Genomic DNA, 19,047 nt, shown 5'->3' with positions numbered 1-19,047 from the left:
GGACCGCCCGGCAGGCCCGGCCAGCCCGGCCCCGCCCGCGCCCCGACAACAGTCCGTGCCCTGCACGTCCTGCCCGAACGCTATGAAATCCCTGCCGGCTTCCATAGCAACAGTCTCGCAAGGGGGTCTGACTTTTTCGCCCCCATGCAACGCCGGGGATGACGCCATCATGGACGGAGGTGCCGGGCGGAGCACAAATGCACCTACACTGCAGGCATGCCTATCATCCCGGATACAAAAGACTGGACCTGGGTCCTCTCACAGCCGTGCCCCGAGTGCGGTTTTGATGCGTCGGTGGCAACGCCGGCCACCGTGCCTGGAATCGTCATCAGCATGCTCCCCCGCTGGCGTGCCGCGCTCCGCCGGCCGGACGCGGCGGAACGGCCCGACGAATCCACCTGGTCCGTTCTTGAGTACGCCTGCCACGTCCGCGACGTCTTCACACTCTTCGATCACCGCCTGCAGCTCATGCTGACCGAGGACGACGCCCGCTTCGATGACTGGGACCAGGACCGGACAGCAGTCGAAAAGGACTACGCCAACTCCGACCCGGCCGAGGTCGGTGCCGAACTGACTGCAGAGGGCGAGCAGATTGCCGCGTCGTTCGCCCGCGTCACTGAAGACGACTGGAACCGCAAGGGCACGAGGAGCAACGGCTCGGTGTTCACCGTCCTGACTTTTGCACAGTACTTCCTGCACGACGTCGTCCATCACCTCCACGATGTAGACGGCTGACGGCACGCGCGCCCTCAGCTTCGCTGTCCCGGCGGCACGACGCCCGGCAAGCAGAACGGCAAGCAGAACGGCAAAACAAAACGGCGGCCGGCCCCGTGAGGAACCGGCCGCCGCCGCTTGAGATCAAACCACCCGCGTCAGGCCCTGGCCTTCCGCTTCACCCAGCCCCAGACCGCGGTTGCCACCAGCAGCACCAGGCCGATGATGGCCAGCCACAACAAGCCCTTCACGGCGAAGCCGAGAATCGAAAGAATCAGCCAAATAATAAGTAGTGTGATTATTAGTCCCATGCCGGAAGTCTATGCCATGCCTGAGGCCAGTGCGGCCCTGAACTGCACGGCATGTCCGGCTGCAGCCGGCACCGGTGACAGGCCACACCCCGCAGCCGGCGGGAGCTCCTTGTCCCATGCCATGCTCCGGTTTACCGGGGCGTACCCCATCTTGACGTAGAGGGCCAGGGCGCCGGTCGGGTTTTCCGAATCGACGTCCAGGGACGCCACGTCCATGCCCGCAGCGGCGAAGCGGCGCATGGCATCAGAGAGCAGCGCCTGCGCGATGCCCCGGCCACGGAACTCCCGCCTCACCCCGAGGAGCTCCGTGTAGCCCTCGCGGACGCCGCGCGTCAGGGCCGCCTCGGCGTCGTGCGTGGCGAGCTGATAGCCCGCCACCATTCCCGTGGCCCTCTCCAGCACCACTCCGCTGAGGTCCGGGCGGGCCTGGGGATCGTTCACGACGAATCCCCAGCCCTCTTCATCCCGCGGTTCGCTGCCCCAGTGGTCCTGAAAGGCCGCATTGTGGGCCAGCCGGACGGGCTCATGCAGCTCCGGGCCGAAGGTCACCAACTCCAGCCCGGGATCCAGGACCACGGCCGGCAGGTCCTGGCCCAGCGGCCGGTGCATCTCGTTGTAGTAGCGGACGACGCTGTAGCCGGATTCGGCGAACAGGGCCGCCTGGTGCTGGTGCTGCTGCTCCATGTAGAGCCGCAGTTTCGGGCGCGACGCCTGTATCGTCGCCGTTGCCGCCGCCGGCTCGCCCATGGAACCCGCCGCACCCCCGGCGTCCTCGGCGAAGCGCTCCCGCGTGCGGTCCTCCATCCAGCCCAGCAGCCCGGTGCCGATCCCGCTCCCTTGCCATTCGGGATCGACGCAGCCGTACCCGGTGGCCTTGTCACCGTCCTGGTTCTTGGTGATCCGGGCGTACGCCCGTGCGACACCATCCGGGTCGATGCCGAGGATGGCGTTCGCCGCCACCGGGTTGTTCTTCGACTCCATGATTTGTTCCAGGTCCGCGCGGCGCTCGAACCAGACGGGTTGCTCGACGGCGGCCGTGCGGGCGATCAATGCCGCCCAGGCCTCCAGGTCGCGCTGTTCCGGCGCCCGCCAGCTGAGCCGCGGATCGAGCGCGGGCCGGGGCTGTGGCTCACCGAGTCGGTTCATTGCAACAGGCTAACGGCCGCCTTACCCGAGCGCCAGCACCGCCGCCGGGGCCGGTCCCTCGCCGGAAGCAGCCGCGGCATCGAGGTCCAGGCGGTGATCGGCCGGGTCGATGTCGTCCGGATTGTGTGTCACGAGGACCACGGTCCGGTCCTGCAGACCGTCCCTCAGCTGGGCGAGCATCAGCCGCCCCGCCTCCGCATCAAGGTGCGCCGTCGGTTCGTCAAGCAGGATGACATCCGCCCCGGTCATGAGCGTCCGCGCAACGGCGAGCCGCTGGCGCTCCCCGCCGCTGAGGAACGCCCCGCCCGGCCCGATCCGGGTGTCCAGTCCGTGCTCGAGGCGGGCCATCACCGGTCCAAGCCCCACGGCGTTGAGCGCCGCGTGCATCTGCTCCTCCCCGCCCACGCCGCCACGGCCCGCCGCCGGCTGCTCCGGCCGGCCCAGCAGAAGATTGCCGCGGATGGTGGAGTCGAACAGATGCGCCTCCTGCGGGCACCACGCTGCCCGGCCGCTCAGGAACAGCTGGCCGCCGGCGGCCGGGAGGAAACCCAGGATCACGGCGAGCAAGGTGGATTTTCCGGAGCCGGAGGCACCGGTGACGGCCAGCCAGCGTCCCGGGGCGGCCGTGGCCGTGAGACCGGTGAAGACGTTGCCGCCGCCTGGCCACGCCGCGGCGAGATCGGCCAGCTCGATGCCGGGCCTGCCGCCTGGCAGCCCCGCAATGTGCACCAGTCCGCCGGTCGCCGTCTCGGGACCTTCCTGGTCCCGCCGCGTCCCCGGTTCCAGGACGCCGGCCTCATCGATGCGCCGCAGCACTGCACGCAGCGCCGGGTACTGCCGCACCGCCGTCGTGATGGCCGCATACGGTTCCACGAGGGCGAGCTGTGCCAGGACGACGACGGCGACCGTCGCCGGCTGGACCGCACCGCCAAGAACCTGCGGCGCGGCCAGGACGGCGCTGGCCAGCGCCGCGCCGGCGCAGGCGAGGACCGTCAGGGACTGGCCGAGGCCTTCGGCCCACGCCTGACGCTGGGAGGCGGCGGTGGCGGACCGGTCGGCCTTCCCGATCGCACCAAGCACGGGACCAGTCACGCCGTTGACGTGAAGTTCTGCACGGGCATCCAGGGCTGCGGCGACATCCCGCAGCACGCCGGAGCGGAGGCGCTGTTCCGTGCCTGCGGACATGCGGTCGGCCGCCAACGCCAGCGCCGGGGCGATGACAATGCTCAGGATCGCGGAAGTTACGACGGCGGGAAGCGCCGCCGGGAGCAGCACACTAACCCCGATCATCGCCGCCGCGGCGACAGCGGCTGCGATCACCGGCGGCAGCACGACGCGGGGCAGGAGATCCCGGACCGTGTCGACGTCGTCCACCACCGTTCCCAGGACGTTGCCGCCCTGCAGGAGCCGACGCAGCGACAGGGCGCGGCGGCTCAGCGACTCCCAGAGCCGGCCGCGTAGCCTGGTCAGGGCGGCGAACACGGCGTCGTGCAGCAGCAGCCGCTCGGCGTACCGCAGCGCCGCCCTGCCGACGCCGAAGAACCTCACGCCGACGATCGCGGTGAGCAGGTACAGAATGGGCGGCTGTTCACTGGCGCGGATGATCAGCCAGCCGGACAGTCCGGCGAGGGCGACGGCGAACAGCGCCGCCAGGGTCCCCACGGCTCCGGCGGCCGTGAAGCGGCCTGCGACGGGAGCCAGCAGACCTCGCAGGAGTGCCGTAATCGGTGCGGGCGCCGGTGAAGGTGCCGGGGCGGACGCTTTGGCTGTGGCATGCCGCGCGGGGACCCCTGTTCCCGACACCGGGACAGGGGCCGGGACCGCGGCCGCGGCGGTCGACGGCGCCGGCACGACGGGTTCCGGCTCCGGGATGCTGTTGTACCGGCTGTGCGGCGCGACCGCGACGAGCTCGTCGGCCAGCTCCCGCGTCTGCCGGTCGTGCGCCACGAGCAATACGGTGACGCGGCCCCGGAGGCCGGAGAGTGCCCGGCTGACCACGGTGGCCGACTCACGGTCCAGGTGGGCGGTCGGTTCATCGAGGAGCAGCACGGTGGCGCCGGCCTCGATTCTTGCCAGCCCACGCGCCAGCGCCACGCGCCGCAGCTCCCCCGGGCTCAGCTCGGCCGGGTGCTTGTCCGCGAGGTGACCCGCCGCCACCGCTGCCAGGCACCCCCGCGCAGCCGGATCGTCGTCTGCGCCCAAGTACAAGCGGACCTCGTCCAGCGCTGTCGGGGCCACCATGACGGGGTGCTGCGGCACCCAGGCGAGCTCCGCCGTCGTAAATCCGCCGATCCGCCCGGTAACCTCGGTTCCCGCGCCGGTCCCGACGGTCCCGGCGAGGACACCGAGGATGGTGCTCTTGCCCGCACCGCTGGGCCCGTCCAGGGCCGTGATCCGGCCGGCGGCGGCGGTGAAGCTGATCGGGCCGACGGCGGCGTCCGTGCGTCCGCGGAAGCGGACCGTCAAGCCGTCCGCGGTGACGTCGGGAAGACCGGCGGCTGTGACGTGCGGAAGACCGGCCCCGGCAGCAGCGGTGTCCCGCCCGGTGGTCCGTGCCATGGCCCGGGCCGGGACGAGCGGCTCGGCGCCCGGTTCGGCGAGCACCGCGGTGGTCTCGGCGAGCGCGGCCCGGCCGTCGTCGCTCGCGTGGTGCGCGGTGCCGAGCTCCCGGAGCGGCAGGTAGCAGTCCGGAGCCAGGATCAGCGCCAGGAGCCCGGCTTCGAGCGCCATGTCGCCGTGCACCAGGCGGACGCCGATGAACACGGCAACCACGGCCACGGAAATCGTCGCGATGAGTTCCAGGGCCAGGGCTGAGAGGAAGGCCGTGCGCAGCGTGCCCATGGTCCGGGAACGGTATTCCTCGGACATGTCCTCCAGTGCCTTGCGCTGGGCAGTTGCCCGGCCCAGGCCGACCAGGACGGGCAGGCCCTTGGCGAGTTCGAGCATGTGGCCGGACAGCCTGGCCAGCGCCGACTGGGCTTCCCGGACCCGGTCCTGGGTGTACCGGCCGATCAGCACCATGAACAGGGGCACCAGCGGGACGGTCAGGACGATCACCACCGCGCTGATCCAGTCCGCGAACAGGATGCGCGCCCCCAGCAGCAGCGGGATGGCGGCGCAGTTCACGAGTGCGGGCAGGTACTGGGTGTAGTAGCTATCCAGGGCATCCAGCCCCCGGGTGGCCAGGACGGCGAGGCCGCCGTCCGCGGGCCCGGCCGTCCGCGTCCCGGTCCTGAGCGCCTTTGCCAGCAACTGCGAGCGCAACTCCTCCTTCACGCCGAGCGCCGCCCGGCGCGAGGCCACCGACTGGGCCCACACGGTCACTGACCGGAGCACGGCCCCGGCGGCCCCCAGCGCGAGCTGCCCCGCCCAGGCAGGGTCCTGCGCCGCCAGCCCGGCAAGCATCGATGCGACGGCCTGACCCATCAGAACGAGCGACAGGGCCTTCAGGGCGGCCAGCAGGCCCAGCAGGTAGAGCGCGGAACGGGTTGCGGGGCCGGCGGGGAAGGTTCTCATCAGTCGGTTAGTCCTTGGGTGCCAGGGCTTTGGCGGCAATCGCGGGCAGGAAGCTGTGGGCCTCGGGGATGTGGGCCGCGCTGACCCGGCGCCGGAACACCCAGTACGTCCAGGCCTGGTAGGCCAGGACCAGCGGCAGGCCGATGCAGGCCACGATGCTCATCAGGCCCAGCGTGTAGTCCGAGGACGAGGCGTTGTAGATGGTCAGGTTGAACGCCGGATCCAGGGTGGAGGGCAGCACCACCGGGAAGGCGGCACCGAAGATGGCGGCGCTGCCGAGCAGGAGGAAGGCACCCAGCGACACGAAGGCGCGGCCTTCGGCGCCCTTGCGGGCGAAATTCCAGGCCAGCACGGCCGCCACGACGGCGGCGACGACGGCGGCCATGGTCCACGCTTCGCCGCTGAGCAGCTGCAGGCTCACCGCCCAGCCCGCGATCGGCAACAGCAGAACGGGCAGGAGCCGGACAAACCATGCCCGCGCACGGTGGCGGACCTCGCCGTCGGTCTTCAGCGCCAGGAAGCCCAGCCCGTGCAGGAGGGAGAACCCGACGACGGCGAGGCCGCCGAGGACGGCGTAGCCGCTGAACCAGGCAAACGGGCCGCCTACGCGGTCCCCGTTGGCGTCAACCGGCAGGCCGGTGGTGGTCAGCGCCAGGGCGGCGCCGACACCGAAGGCCGCGACGAAGGAGCCTGCCGAAATGGCCCAGTCCCACCGGGCACGCCACCGGGGGTTGTCCACCTTGCCCCGGTATTCAAAGGCGACCGCACGGAAGATGAGCGCCACGAGGACCAGCAGGAGCGGCAGGTACAGCGCGGAGAACAAGGAGGCGTACCACAGCGGGAAGGCCGCGAAGGTGGCCCCGCCGGCGGTCAGGAGCCAGACTTCGTTGCCGTCCCAGACCGGGCCGATCGTGTTGATCAGGACTCGGCGTTCTGTGTTGTTGCGGGCGAACCCCTTCATCAGCATGCCGACGCCGAGGTCGAAGCCCTCGAGAAAGAGATAGCCCGTCCACAGCACCGCGATGGCAATGAACCAGATGGTGGGTAGCAGTTCCATGCTGAGAATCCTCTGCGCTTCTACGTGTGGGGTTGCTGGATAGGTGGGTTTGCGGAGCCGGCGCTTAGTAGGCGAAGGCCAGGACGTCGTCGCCCTCGGGCTTGCCCGGTGTACCGCCCGGCGGCGTGCCGTCGTCGGACTTGCCGGCCGGGGCGTGCGCGAGTTCCGGCATGGCTGCCACCACGCCGCCGCGGATGTACTTGACCAGGAGTTTGACCTCGACCACCAGCAGCACGGCGTAGATCGCGGTCAGGACCACGAGCGAGGTCAGGATTTCGCCGGCGGAAACCCCGGGTGAGACGGCTGCGGCGGTGAACATGAAGACCTGGTCGATGCCGCTGGGGTCCGGGTTCGGGGCGACGACGAACGGCTGGCGGCCCATCTCGGTGAAGATCCAGCCTGCGGCGTTGGCGCCGAACGGCGCGAGGATGCCGAACACGGCCAGGCGCATGAGGCCGCGGGAGGCCGGCACGGTGCCCTTGCGCGTGGCCCAGAGCGCCACGAGGGCGGCGAGGGCGGCGATCCCGCCGAAGCCGATCATCATCCGGAAGCCCCAGTAGGTGACTTCCATGACGGGGACGTACTGGATTGGCTGGCCGGCACGGTCCCCGTAGATGGGGTTGTCCGGCAGGGTGCTGCCGTACTTGGCCTGGTACTCATCGAGCAGGCTGTTGACGCCCTTGACCTCGGTGGTGAAGTCGCCCTTCGCCAGGAAGGACAGGATGCCGGGGACTTCGATCACGGCCACGATGTCGTCACAGTTCTTGGATCCAAGGTTGCCGACGCTGAGGACCGAGAAGCCGGTGCCGTCGTGGCAGGCTGCCTCGGCGGCGGCCATCTTCATGGGCTGCTGTTCGAACATCAGCTTGCCCTGCAGGTCGCCGGTGACGGCGGTGCCGGCGAAGGAGATCATGGCGACGACGGCGCCGATCCGCAGCGAGCGGATCCAGACGGTGTGGTCGGTACGGTCGCGTCCGGGGATGCCGGCTGCCTCGCCCGGAACTACCTTGCCGTCGGCGCCGATCGTGTCGATGCCGTCGTGGCGGCGGCGCCACAGGTGGTACCAGGCGATGCCGAGGAGGAAGGCACCCGCGACGGCGAGGGCACCGAAGAGGGTGTGCGGCACGGCGACGAGTGCGGTGTTGTTGGTGAACACGGCCCAGGCATCGGTCATGACCGGCCGGCCGTTGACCATTTCGACGCCGACCGGGTGCTGCATCCAGCTGTTGGCCACAATGATGAAGTAGGCCGAGAAGACGGAGCCGATGACGGCGATCCACAGGCAGGCCAGGTGGAGGGCAGGCTTGAGCTGCTTCCAGCCGAAGATCCACAGGCCCAGGAACGTCGACTCGACGAAGAAGGCCAGGAGCGCTTCCATGGCCAGCGGGGCGCCGAACACGTCACCGACGAAGCGGCTGTATTCGCTCCAGGCCATGCCGAACTGGAATTCCTGCACGATGCCGGTGGCGACGCCCATGATGAAGTTGATCAGGAACAGCTTGCCCCAGAACTTGGTCATCCGGAGGTACTCCGGCTTGCCGGTGCGGTACCAGAGCGTCTGGATCACGGCCACCACCAGGCCCAGGCCGATCGTGAGCGGCACCATCATGAAGTGGTAGACCGTGGTGATTCCGAATTGCCAGCGTGCGATTTCCAAGGCGTCCAAGGCAGTCCCTACTTTTGCTAGGTTCGAGCAACTTCTACGTAGCGTAGAAGTGATACTTCTACAGAGTGTAGAACACATGGCGGCGTACTCGTAACCCAGACTCCCACGGCGCGTCATGGCCCGCAATGGTGGCGCCACAGCCCCCGGCCGGCCAATCCGGGCCCCTGCGGCACTGTCGCGCGACACGCCGGGCCGCCGTGTTCTACTCCATGTAGAAAGAATCTGCAAAACCCGGTAGATTTATAAACGAAGTATCCACATAAACCGCCCCGGCAGGCACCAGCTTTTTCACAGCATGACGCCGGAGCGGCAGCGTAGAAGGACGAACGGAATGGCAAGTCTCGGAGAACTGGAACGGGCAGTGATGGACCTGCTCTGGGCAAGCCAGGAAGCTGCGACCGCCAACACCCTGCGCGATCTGCTCGCACAGAGCACCCGGCCGCAGGACGGCACCGCCGGCCATGAGGGCAAGGACCTCGCGGTCACCACCGTGCTGACCGTACTGTCCCGCCTTGAGCGCAAGGGCCTGGTGGAGCGCGAACGCGGCACCCGGCCGCACCGCTACCAGGCCGTGTCCAGCCGCGCGGACCACACCGCGGAACTGATGCATGAGGTCCTCGGCTCCGCTCCGGACCGCGAGGCCGTGCTGGCCCGTTTCATCGGTTCCGTCACGGACACCGAGGCAGAGACCCTGCGCAAACTGTTGGGGCGCAGCTAGCGCCCGATGTTCTGGACCTCATATTTTCTGGCGGTCCTGGCGATAGTACTGGCGTGGCCGGTTCCTATCCTCCTTTCGCGTGCCCAGTGGCCGGCGCGCTCCCCATTCACGGCCATGTTGTTGTGGCAGGCCATCGCCCTGGCCGGCGGCTTGTCGATGATCGGCGCCATGCTGGTCTACGGGCTCGAACCGATCGGCGACAACCTGTTGTCCGGCCTGCGCGCCCTGGCGGGGATGGTTTTCAACAATGCCCCCACCACGGAGCTGGGCTTCTGGCATATCTTCGCCCTCTCAGCCGCGGCCCTGCTGACCGCCCACCTCGTGTTCACCCTGCTGCTGACCTACTACAAGATCCAGCGGCAGCGCCGGCGCCACCGCGAGCTGCTGGACCTGCTTGCCTCCCCGTCCGCTGACGGCCCGGGCACCGTGGTCCTCAACGTCGACTCGCCCGTGGCCTATTGCCTGCCCGGCGGTGCCCGCTCCGTCACTGTCCTCTCCGACGGGCTGATGGCGGCGCTGGAACCTGCTGAACTGCGCGCCGTGCTGATTCACGAGAACGCCCACCTGAGCCAGCGCCACCACCTTCTGCTCTGGGCCTTCGCCGCTTGGCGCCAGGCCCTGCCGTGGCTTCCCACCACGAAGCTGGCCCAGGAATCGGTCAACTCCCTGATCGAAATGCTCGCCGACGACGTCGCCCTCAAGACCGAAAGCAAAGCCACCCTCATCAAGGCGATTGCCATAGTGGCCAGCGGCTCCCCTGGCGCCCCGGCCACGCGCCTGGCCTTCGGCGAACCCGGCCTGCCCGACACCGACCCGGGCCAGCCCGGAGCGACGGGAGGCACCGGCTCGGCCGGTACGACGGCGTCACGCGTCAGCCGCCTGCTCTCGCCGCAGCCGCCGCTTCCGGAGGCACTGCGCGCCGCCGTCCTGGCCGCCTGCGTGCTGCTGCTGGCCGTGCCCACCGCCCTGCTCCTGGTCCCGGGCCTGCTCGGCTAAGGCCGTCCTCCCGGACTACTTGAGCAGCTTGTTGGCCTTGTATTCGAGGTCCACGTTGCCGGCCCCGTTGCCCTTGGCCGTGCCGTTGACAGCCGAGGTGGTCATGGCAAAGGTGAGGGTCGAATGGGCAATCGCGTCGGCCATCTGCTCCAGCACAGTGGTGTTGACGTTGTTGATGGTGTCGCAGGCTTCGTGGTAGCAGGCGTCGTAGGGCTCTCCGGCCGTTCCGCCAAAGACTGCCGCTTCCCCGGCCGTCTTAAGCCCCTCGGCGCCCGTGAACAGTCCGCCGGCCGGGATGCCGCTGTCGATGAAGCCGGCGTAGTCGGACCGTCCGTCGAACTCCGTGGCAACGACCGGCAGGTTCTGGGACTTGAAGTAGTCCAGGAAGACCTTCTCCACCAGGGCGGAGCCGTTGGGACCCTTCACCCCGAAAGCGGAGCCGTCGCCGTCGTAGACATAGCGGACGAAGTTGGGCGAGCCGACCATGTCGAAGTTGAGGTTCACCGCGTGCTCCTTGACCTGGCGGGCCGTGAGCTGGGAGGCGTAGTACCCGGAACCGATCAGGCCGTCCTCTTCCCCGCCCCAGAAGGCGAAGCGGACCCGGTTGACCGGTACGGTGCCCAGGGCCTTCATCTGGACTGCGGTTTCGAGGATCGCGGCCGATCCCGAACCGTTGTCGTTGATGCCGGGGCCCTCGGCCACCGAGTCCAGGTGCGCGCCCGCCACCACGGTGCGGTCGGCCCGGCCCGACGTGTCGGCCAGGATGTTGAAGGAGCTGATCGGCTTCACGGCGGCGTCGACGGCGAGGTGCATCACCACGTTGCTGAGCCCGGCGAGTTCGGCGCCGGTGGCGAAGCCGGTGCTGACGGCGGGGATGGCAGCCTGGGGCAGGTCAAGGGTGCCCCCGAACAGGCCGAACCGGTCATCTCCCGGGACCACGTTCCCCTGGTTGAAAACGATCACCCCGGAGGCCCCGGCCGCGGCCGCATTGTCGACCTTGATCCGGAACGTGCAGGTGCCGCGCTGGATCAGCGCGATGTTTCCCGGAGCAAACCCGGCGAAGTCGCCCGCTTCGCACCCGCTGGTCGAGGCGCGGTCGCCGGCCAGGTTGATATCGACGGCGGTCAGCGCGGCGGTGACTTCGCCGGCACCCGAGTAGGACATGTCCAGGAACCCGTCGCCGTAGGTGTACGACGTGGGATTGGGCGAGACGCGCTCCAGTGACGCCGAGGTGAAGTCGTAGCGGTCGTACGTGAACTGCTGGCGGACCGGACTGTAGCCGGCGGCGCGCAGTTTGCTTTCAATGTACGCGGCGGAGGCTTCATAGCCCGGGGTGCTGGCGGCGCGGGTGCCGCCGTTGGCGTTGGCGATGGATTGGAGGGACGCGAGGTGGTTCATGATGTTCGTGGCCGACACGGCGGCACGCAAGGGTGCCGTGTTTGTACCGTTGTCAGCAAGGGCGGGCGGCGCAAAGCCGGCCGCCAATCCGATCGAGGCGGCGATGGCCGCGCGGCGGATATTCCGGCGTTGCTTCATAGGGGTCTCCTGGACTTCGGCTGCGGATCCGAAACCGGGGCGTTGGTGCCCACATCGGTGAGACGAAACTATCGGATACACCTTGGGGAGAGGTTGGGTCTCCCCGCCGGAGGTCAGGCGTCGATGCGTTCCCGGTCCAGGCTTGCGGCGCCGGCGACGATGAAGTCCTTGCGCGGCGCCACGTCTGAGCCCATGAGGAGGTCGAAGATTTCCTCGGCCTGTTTGGCGTTCTCGATTCCGACCTTGCGCAGTGTCCGGTGCCGCGGGTCCATGGTGGTTTCGGCCAGCTGTTCGGCGTCCATCTCGCCCAGGCCCTTGTAGCGCTGGATCGGTTCCTTGTAGCGCTTGCCTTCCTTGGCGAGCCGCGCCAGCAGGACATGGAGTTCGGCTTCGGAGTAGGTATAGATCATTTCGTTGGCCTTCTGGCCGGCGTTGATGACCTCCACCCGGTGCAACGGCGGGACGGCGGCGAAGACGCGGCCCTCGTCGATCATCGGGCGCATGTAGCGGAAGAAGAGCGTCAGGAGCAGCGTGCGGATGTGGGCGCCGTCGACGTCGGCGTCGGTCATCAGGATCACCTTGCCGTACCGGGCCGCACTGATGTCGAAGGTCCGGCCCGATCCGGCGCCCACCACCTGGATCAGGGCCGCGCACTCGGCGTTGGAGAGCATGTCCCCCACGGATGCCTTCTGGACGTTGAGGATCTTGCCGCGGATCGGCAGGAGTGCCTGGAAATCGGAGGAACGCGCGAGCTTGGCGGTGCCAAGCGCGGAGTCGCCTTCGACGATGAACAGTTCGGAGCGGGCGACGTCGTCCGTGCGGCAGTCGGCCAGTTTGGTGGGCATCGAGGAAGTTTCCAGCGCGTTCTTGCGGCGCTGGGTTTCCTTGTGGACGCGGGCCGAGATGCGGGACTTCATCTCGCTGACGACCTTCTCCAGCAGCAGAGCGGACTGGGCCTTGTCGTTGCGGTTGGAGGAGTTCAGCTTCGCCGTAATCTCGTGCTCCACCACCTTGGCCACGATCGCCCGCACCGCCGACGTGCCCAGGATCTCCTTGGTCTGGCCTTCGAACTGCGGTTCGGCGAGCCGGACGGTCAGGACGGCCGTGAGCCCGGCGAAGATGTCGTCTTTTTCGATTTTGTCGTTGCCTGCTTTGAGCTTGCGGGCATTGGTTTCCACGGCCTTGCGGAAGGTTTTGAGCAGGGCCTGTTCGAAGCCGGACTGGTGGGTGCCGCCCTTGGGCGTGGAAATGATGTTGACGAAGCTGCGGACCGTGCTGTCGTAGCCGATCCCCCAGCGCAGGGCGACGTCGACTTCGCAGTCGCGTTCGACCTCGGCGAGCTGGCTGTGGCCGCGGTCGTCGAGCACGGGCACCGTTTCCTTGAACTTTCCGGCTCCGTGCAGGCGCCAGATGTCGGTGACTGCGGGGTCGGCGGCGAGGAAGTCGACAAACTCGGAGATGCCGCCGTCGTGGTGGAACACCTCTTCATGCGGTCCGGATTCGCCGGGAGTGCCGGGCACCCGGCGTTCGTCCCGGACCGTGAGCTTGAGGCCCGGAACCAGGAACGAGGTCTGCCGGGCGCGCCCGGTGAGGTCTTCGTAGGAGAATTTGGCGTCGGGCGTGAAGATCTGCCGGTCGGCCCAGTAACGGATCCGGGTTCCGGTGACTCCGCGCTTGGCCTTGCCGACGACGTCGAGCACCGAGCCGTCCACGAACGGTTCAAAGGCGGCACCCGGGTCGGGCTTGGTGCCCGGATCCTTGAACCGGCCCGGCTCACCCCGGCGGAACGACATCTTGTAGACCTTGCCGCCGCGGTCCACCTCGACGTCGAGCCGGGCGGACAGGGCGTTCACCACGGAGGCGCCCACGCCGTGCAGACCGCCCGACGCCGTGTAGGAGCCGCCGCCGAACTTGCCGCCGGCATGCAGCTTGGTGAAGACGACCTCGACCCCGGTGAGCCCGGTTTTCGGTTCGACGTCCACGGGGATGCCGCGGCCGTCGTCGTGGATTTCCACTGAATTGTCCGCGTGCAGGATGATTTTGATGTCGTGGCCGAATCCGGCGAGGGCCTCGTCCACCGAGTTGTCGATGATCTCCCAGAGGCAGTGCATGAGTCCGCGGGAGTCCGTGGAGCCGATGTACATGCCCGGGCGCTTACGGACGGCCTCGAGGCCCTCCAGCACGGAAAGGTGCCGGGCGGTGTAATCAGAACTGGGTGCCACGGGCCGTGAACTCCTTAGGGATCGGGACGGGCCCTGCAGCCTGCGCCGCGGGCCGTCACAGTATTTGACGCTCCTCCTAGGTTAGTCGGGTTCTGCGCCGTCGCCGGTTTGCCACTCCCCGCAGCGGCCCTCCGGGGCTCCGCCGTTACTGAGACGTGATACGCGGACAGCGAAAGTGAGCCATCCCTGCCATGGTTTGGCCACGAATGCTGGTTATATAGGTATACCGATCTACTAAGGAGGCCGAACATGACAACAGCAGTTGCGGACCGCACACTGACCGCCGCAGACCGTTGCGACCGTTGCGGAGCACAGGCATATGTCCGGGTTGTTCTCGGAGCCTCCGGCGGCGAGCTTCTTTTCTGCGGCCACCACGCGCGCGCCGTAGAACCGACCCTCAAGCCGCTCAGCTCAGACTGGCACGACGAGACCGACCGCCTTCACGAGAAGGCTCCGGTTCCGGTCGACTAGGCCGCGCCGGTCCCAGCGACCAGAGACCACCAAGCAGGGCCCCTTCCGAATTCATCGGAAGGGGCCCTGCTGCTGTTAACACCGACGTAAAACCAACGCGGGGTCATTTCCCGCCCATTCCGATGGTCCGGATGGGCGGGAAATGACCCCGCGTTGTGGTGTGCTTGGGGCTTAGTCCAGATAGTCGCGCAGGACCTGGGAGCGCGACGGGTGACGCAGCTTGGACATGGTCTTGGATTCGATCTGGCGGATGCGCTCGCGCGTCACACCGTAGACCTTGCCGATTTCGTCTAAAGTCTTCGGCTGTCCGTCGGTGAGGCCGAAGCGCATGGCGACCACGCCGGCTTCGCGCTCGGACAACGTGTCCAGCACCGAGTGCAACTGTTCCTGCAGCAGGGTGAAGCTCACGGCATCCGCGGGCACAACGGCTTCGGAGTCTTCGATGAGGTCACCGAACTCGGAGTCGCCGTCCTCGCCGAGGGGGGTGTGCAGCGAGATGGGCTCGCGGCCGTACTTCTGGACTTCGACGACCTTTTCCGGGGTCATGTCCAGCTCGAGGGCAAGCTCCTCGGGCGTGGGTTCGCGGCCAAGGTCCTGCAGCATCTGGCGCTGGACACGGGCCAGTTTGTTGATGACTTCCACCATGTGCACCGGGATGCGGATAGTGCGGGCCTGATCGGCCATGGCACGGGTGATCGCCTGGCGGATCCACCACGTGGCGTAGGTGGAGAACTTGAAGCCCTTGGTGTAATCGAACTTCTCGACCGCACGGATCAGGCCCAGGTTGCCTTCCTGGATCAGGTCCAGGAACAGCATGCCGCGGCCGGTGTAGCGCTTGGCCAGCGAGACCACGAGGCGAAGGTTGGCCTCGAGCAGGTGGTTCTTGGCGCGCTTGCCGTCGTGGATGACGAATTCGAGCTCGCGCTTGAGCTTCGGATCCATCGTGCCGTCGTCGGCCGCGATCTTCTCCTCGGCGAACAGGCCGGCCTCAATCCGCAGGGCCAGGTCCACTTCCTGCTCTGCGTTCAGCAGGGCGACCTTGCCGATCTGCTTCAGGTAATCCTTGACGGGGTCGGCGGTAGCGCCGGCGGACATGACCTGCTGCACGGGGGCGTCGTCGTCGTCGGCGTCGGAGTACACAAAGCCGGAGCCGGTGGCCGCTGCGGCCTTCTCAGGGACGTCCTCCCCTTCAGCTTCGCCTTCGGCGTCATCGCTGAGCTCGGCGGCATCGGGGGTGATGTCGTCAAGGTCCTCGTCGACCTCGACATCGTCATCGTCGTCATGGTCACTGGCTGACTTGCCGGCGGCTTCAGCCGCCGCTTTGGCGCCGGGCTTCGGCCCGCGCTTCTTGGGCTCAGGCTTGGCGGCTCCGGTTACGGCGCCACCCCCGGCGGAGGCAGCCTTGTTGGCTGCACGCGTGGCGGCGCGCTTGGCGCTGGTCGCCGCCTTCTTCTCCTCGGGGGACATTTCGGCCTGGTCGGCGGGTTCCTTCTTCGCGGAAGACGGGGTCACTGAAAACCTTTCTAGCTGCGGTCTGCGGATCGCCATACGGGCAACACCACTATGACCCTGTCAAGTCCGTGTGTCACATCAGGTGCAACCACGCCCAGCAGAGCCACTTAGTAGAACTGCTGGGGCGGCCGGAATGTTCCCCGATTCCGAGGCACATTGCAGGCACTTGATACACGGACCCAACCGGGTCTCGGCAACTAGTGTCTCACGCTTTTGCCTTCCGGCGCCTTTCGTGGCGACGGTCCACCCATATTGCGGCGGATTCTCACGCCGCGTCGGGTGCAAATTTTTGCCAGGCCGCCTCCCGCCTGGCCGCCCAGCCGCAGAGGGTGCCGCGCCGGCCCAGCTCGGCGAGCAGTTCCGCCAGCCTGTAGCCCGGGCGGCCCTGCAGGACCTGCCGGTAGAGGGCATCGGCGTACGAGCCCCGGCCACGGCACCATTCGATCCAGCCACGCACCGTCACGGCGGCGGCCGTTGCTTCTCCTCCGTCGGGGTTGCCCAACCCCCTCAGGACGCACTCGAGCGCGCCCATCATCTCCCAATCCGGGACTGACGGTGCCAGTCCGAGCAAGACCTCTCCGTAGCCCGGGACCGTGCCGGCACCCTCACCGGGCGTTGTACCGGGCGGATCGGGTGCGGACACCGGTGCTGCCGTGTGAGCGGGGGCTTCCGGGGCCGCCGGGTTCGGGAAAGCCGGGGCCGGGACCGGCGGAACAGGGACGGGCGGGTCCGGGATAGCCGGGGCGGCGAGCCGCTTGGTCGCGGTCCGGGCTCCGGGCCTGGCTCCGTTCCCGGCGTCGGAATCCGGGTCGAACATGCCGAAGTCTTCAGCACCGCGTTCGGCTGCCGCCCGGCCTGCTGCCGCCATCACGATCACGGCGTCCCGCCATGACGGAATACAAAGGCTGGCCCGCAAGTAGCCGCTCAGCTCCGGCGGCAGGTCCGGCGGCTGACCCGCCGCTGCCTGTATGACCGACGTCCAGACGTCAAGCACCTGCGCGAATTGCGCCCGATCCCGGCGCCGCGCGGAAAATTGCGCCGTCCAGCCGAACTCGGCCGCGCGGACGGCGGGATCCGGCGGCCTCGGCAGCGGCACGGTGTCCGCGGCGCCGGGCGCGGCTCCCACGCTGCTGCCGCGGAAGACCATCTCGGCATTCATTCTGCTGTTCCTGATCTCTTCCACCGGACGACCGGGCGGGGCACAGCACTCCGGATCGCTGCAGTGGGCGCTGCACCAGAACTCGGCGCCCACAATCCAGGCATCCCGCACGGGCATCCCGGCCGCCTCGAGGGCGAGCTCGAGTTCTTTGAGCAGCCCCCTCCATGCCGTGTCCCCGGACCCGGCGCCCGTCGGGCCGGCGGCGGTGAAGATGGCCAGCAGCGTCCCGTTGGCGGCGTCGTCGGCCTGCAGATAGGACACGACGCTCCGGGCGTAGCCGGCCAGCGTGTCGTCCTGCCCCGATCCCGGTCGGGGTTTGCGGACAGCGCTGGCGCGTCCCCGGGCCGAAGGGCCCTCTTCCTTCCTGCGGGCACCGTCCGCGGCGCCGGCGGTGGCCCCGCCGGGCCCGGGGAGGTCGACCCGCAGCGTAGCTCCGAGCCGCTTGCCTTGCAGCGTCATGGCGACAAGGCTGTTTTCGGGCCAGTAGCCCAGGGAGTGGGGAATGAAGCCCAGGATGTCTTCGGGGCCGGTAATTTTCAGGTGATGGGGATCTGTCATGAGGCCAGCTTCGTGCCTCTGAAGGTCCGGCGTTAGTGGTTGACCGGGCTATGTGGATAACCAGTGCCGGCGGGAAGCACGCCCGGCCCGCCCCTCAGTACGTCCAGCAGCTCAGGGCGTGCGGCGGCGTTCCGCGACGACCCGGCGCTGCTTGGCCAGGGACTTCAGGAGCGGCGGAACAGTGACACCCTGGGCGGCCATCTGGCGCCGGACCTTCCGCCGGGTCGTGAGAATGGCGACGGCTCCCCCACCCAGCAGGAGGAACTGCACACTGAGGGCCACCCGGAACGGATCCAGGCCGTAGAGCTCGCCCCGGGAGAACCCGGTCGAGTACAGGACGTCCAGGACCAGCCCGATCAGGTAGATGGACACGAGCGCGGCGATGAAGCCGCCCACGTTGACGATCCCCGTGGCGGTGCCCAGGCGGTGCGCCGGGTTGAACGTCCTGGCAAAGTCAAAGCCGATCATGGAGCCGGGTCCGCCAATGGCCAGCACCACTACGAGACCGGCCAGCAGCCACAGCGGGGAACGCCCCGGCGTCAGGAGCACGGCCGCCCAGGCGACCGCCGTGGCCCCGGAAATCAGCAGGACCATGGTGGAGCGGCGGAGCGGGTGGCGGGCAACGAAGCTGCCCATAAGGGGCCCGGCGGCAATTGCGGACGCCACGTACAGAGCCATCAGCGCGGACACCGTCCCCCGGTCCAGGCCCTGGGCGGAAATCAGGAAAGGGTAGCCCCATGTCATCGCAAACACGGTGCCGCTGAACTGGACCGTGAAGTGGCTCCACAGTCCGAGCCGGGTCCCGGGCTGCCGCCATGCGTGCCCGAGCGAGATGCCCGTGGCCCGCAGCCCCTGCGACGGTTCCGGGGCGGGATGGCCAGGCGGGAGGTCCTGGAGCAGCACCAGGACCAGGACGACGGCGAGGGCGGACATGGCGGCCAGCGACAGGAAAGCGGGAGTCCAGCCCGCCAGGTGCAGGATCACCGCGAACGGCACGACGCTGATGAGCTGGCCGAGTTGGCCGGACATGCCGGTCAGCTGGGTCAGGAGAGGCACCCGCCCCGGGGCGAACCACAAGGGGATCAGCCGGATCACGGAGATGAACGTCATGGCGTCGCCGGCGCCGACCAGCACGCGGCCCAGCACGCCGCCGGGGATGTTTTCAGCGAACGCCAGCTGCAGCTGGCCGAGCCCCATCAGGACTGCCCCGCCGGCGAGCATGGCGCGTGATCCGAAGCGGTCCACGAGGATGCCTACCGGAATCTGCAGGGCGGCGTAGACCAGCAGCTGCAGGACCGTGAAGAAGGAGATTTCCGCGGCGCTTGCGTGGAACCGCTCAGTGGCCTCCAGTCCGACGACGCCGAACGAGGTGCGCTGGGTGACCGCCACCAGGTAGGCGAAGACTCCGATGATCCAGATCAGCCAGGCGCGCGGTGAGGTCACCCTCCCCATTATGCCCGCACGG

Annotated in this window: 14 protein-coding genes; 4 read left to right on the top strand and 10 right to left on the bottom strand. The window is 68.4% G+C overall.

Going from position 1 to position 19,047, the window contains the following annotated elements:
• The first annotated feature begins 216 nt into the window (after window positions 1-216).
• Window positions 217-735 (top strand): DinB family protein, encoded by a 519-nt coding sequence (locus CFN17_RS15120; RefSeq protein WP_208748575.1) that lies wholly within the window; start codon window positions 217-219, stop codon window positions 733-735.
• Window positions 736-872: 137 nt separating this feature from the next.
• Here the strand turns inward: CFN17_RS15120 and CFN17_RS15115 are convergent, their stop codons facing one another.
• From CFN17_RS15115 to CFN17_RS15095, 5 genes are all read right to left on the bottom strand, one after another.
• Window positions 873-1,025 (bottom strand): LPXTG cell wall anchor domain-containing protein, encoded by a 153-nt coding sequence (locus CFN17_RS15115; RefSeq protein WP_208748574.1) that lies wholly within the window; start codon window positions 1,023-1,025, stop codon window positions 873-875.
• Between the two features lie 9 nt (window positions 1,026-1,034).
• Window positions 1,035-2,171: a GNAT family N-acetyltransferase gene (locus CFN17_RS15110; RefSeq protein WP_208748573.1), complete on the bottom strand. Its 1,137-nt coding sequence runs from the start codon at window positions 2,169-2,171 to the stop codon at window positions 1,035-1,037.
• Between the two features lie 21 nt (window positions 2,172-2,192).
• The gene (cydD, locus tag CFN17_RS15105) at window positions 2,193-5,687 is read right to left on the bottom strand and encodes a thiol reductant ABC exporter subunit CydD (protein WP_261792215.1); all 3,495 of its coding nucleotides are present in this window, start codon (window positions 5,685-5,687) and stop codon (window positions 2,193-2,195) included.
• Window positions 5,688-5,694: 7 nt separating this feature from the next.
• On the bottom strand, window positions 5,695-6,744 hold the full coding sequence (gene cydB, locus CFN17_RS15100) for a cytochrome d ubiquinol oxidase subunit II (protein WP_208748572.1): 1,050 nt from the start codon (window positions 6,742-6,744) through the stop codon (window positions 5,695-5,697).
• Window positions 6,745-6,808: 64 nt separating this feature from the next.
• Window positions 6,809-8,410 carry a cytochrome ubiquinol oxidase subunit I gene (locus CFN17_RS15095; RefSeq protein ID WP_208748571.1) on the bottom strand — a complete coding sequence of 534 codons (1,602 nt, stop codon included), beginning with the start codon at window positions 8,408-8,410 and terminating at the stop codon, window positions 6,809-6,811.
• Window positions 8,411-8,741: 331 nt separating this feature from the next.
• Here CFN17_RS15095 and CFN17_RS15090 point away from each other — a divergent pair, with 331 nt between their 5' ends.
• Both CFN17_RS15090 and CFN17_RS15085 read left to right on the top strand, forming a co-directional pair.
• Window positions 8,742-9,128 (top strand): BlaI/MecI/CopY family transcriptional regulator, encoded by a 387-nt coding sequence (locus CFN17_RS15090; RefSeq protein WP_208748570.1) that lies wholly within the window; start codon window positions 8,742-8,744, stop codon window positions 9,126-9,128.
• Window positions 9,129-9,134: 6 nt separating this feature from the next.
• Entirely contained in the window at window positions 9,135-10,124 is a 990-nt protein-coding gene (locus CFN17_RS15085) for a M56 family metallopeptidase (RefSeq protein WP_208748569.1), read from the top strand.
• 15 nt (window positions 10,125-10,139) lie between these two features.
• On the opposite strand, the gene CFN17_RS15080 is transcribed toward CFN17_RS15085, so the two are convergent.
• Window positions 10,140-11,660: a M28 family peptidase gene (locus tag CFN17_RS15080; RefSeq protein WP_208748568.1), complete on the bottom strand. Its 1,521-nt coding sequence runs from the start codon at window positions 11,658-11,660 to the stop codon at window positions 10,140-10,142.
• 113 nt (window positions 11,661-11,773) lie between these two features.
• Window positions 11,774-13,882, bottom strand: coding sequence for a type IIA DNA topoisomerase subunit B (locus CFN17_RS15075; RefSeq protein ID WP_208748567.1), 2,109 nt, complete (start codon window positions 13,880-13,882; stop codon window positions 11,774-11,776).
• 249 nt (window positions 13,883-14,131) lie between these two features.
• Between CFN17_RS15075 and CFN17_RS15070 the strand changes: the two genes are divergently transcribed.
• Window positions 14,132-14,353 carry a hypothetical protein gene (locus CFN17_RS15070; protein ID WP_208748566.1) on the top strand — a complete coding sequence of 74 codons (222 nt, stop codon included), beginning with the start codon at window positions 14,132-14,134 and terminating at the stop codon, window positions 14,351-14,353.
• Window positions 14,354-14,524: 171 nt separating this feature from the next.
• Here CFN17_RS15070 and CFN17_RS15065 read toward each other — a convergent pair whose 3' ends face one another.
• The 3 genes from CFN17_RS15065 to CFN17_RS15055 all read right to left on the bottom strand — a co-directional run bounded on the left by CFN17_RS15065 (window position 14,525) and on the right by CFN17_RS15055 (window position 19,025).
• Window positions 14,525-15,865, bottom strand: coding sequence for an RNA polymerase sigma factor (locus CFN17_RS15065; protein ID WP_208748565.1), 1,341 nt, complete (start codon window positions 15,863-15,865; stop codon window positions 14,525-14,527).
• A gap of 265 nt (window positions 15,866-16,130) precedes the next feature.
• Window positions 16,131-17,582, bottom strand: a complete 1,452-nt coding sequence (locus tag CFN17_RS15060; protein WP_208748564.1) for a DUF4192 family protein — start codon at window positions 17,580-17,582, stop codon at window positions 16,131-16,133.
• Between the two features lie 111 nt (window positions 17,583-17,693).
• Entirely contained in the window at window positions 17,694-19,025 is a 1,332-nt protein-coding gene (locus CFN17_RS15055; protein ID WP_208748563.1) for a nitrate/nitrite transporter, read from the bottom strand.
• Between the last annotated feature and the right edge of the window lie 22 nt (window positions 19,026-19,047).

This window comes from Arthrobacter sp. PM3 (genome assembly GCF_003352915.1).
Lineage (GTDB): Bacteria > Actinomycetota > Actinomycetes > Actinomycetales > Micrococcaceae > Arthrobacter.
The sequence above is the reverse complement of the archived record's forward strand: the minus strand, read 5'-3'. Positions and strand labels throughout refer to the sequence as shown.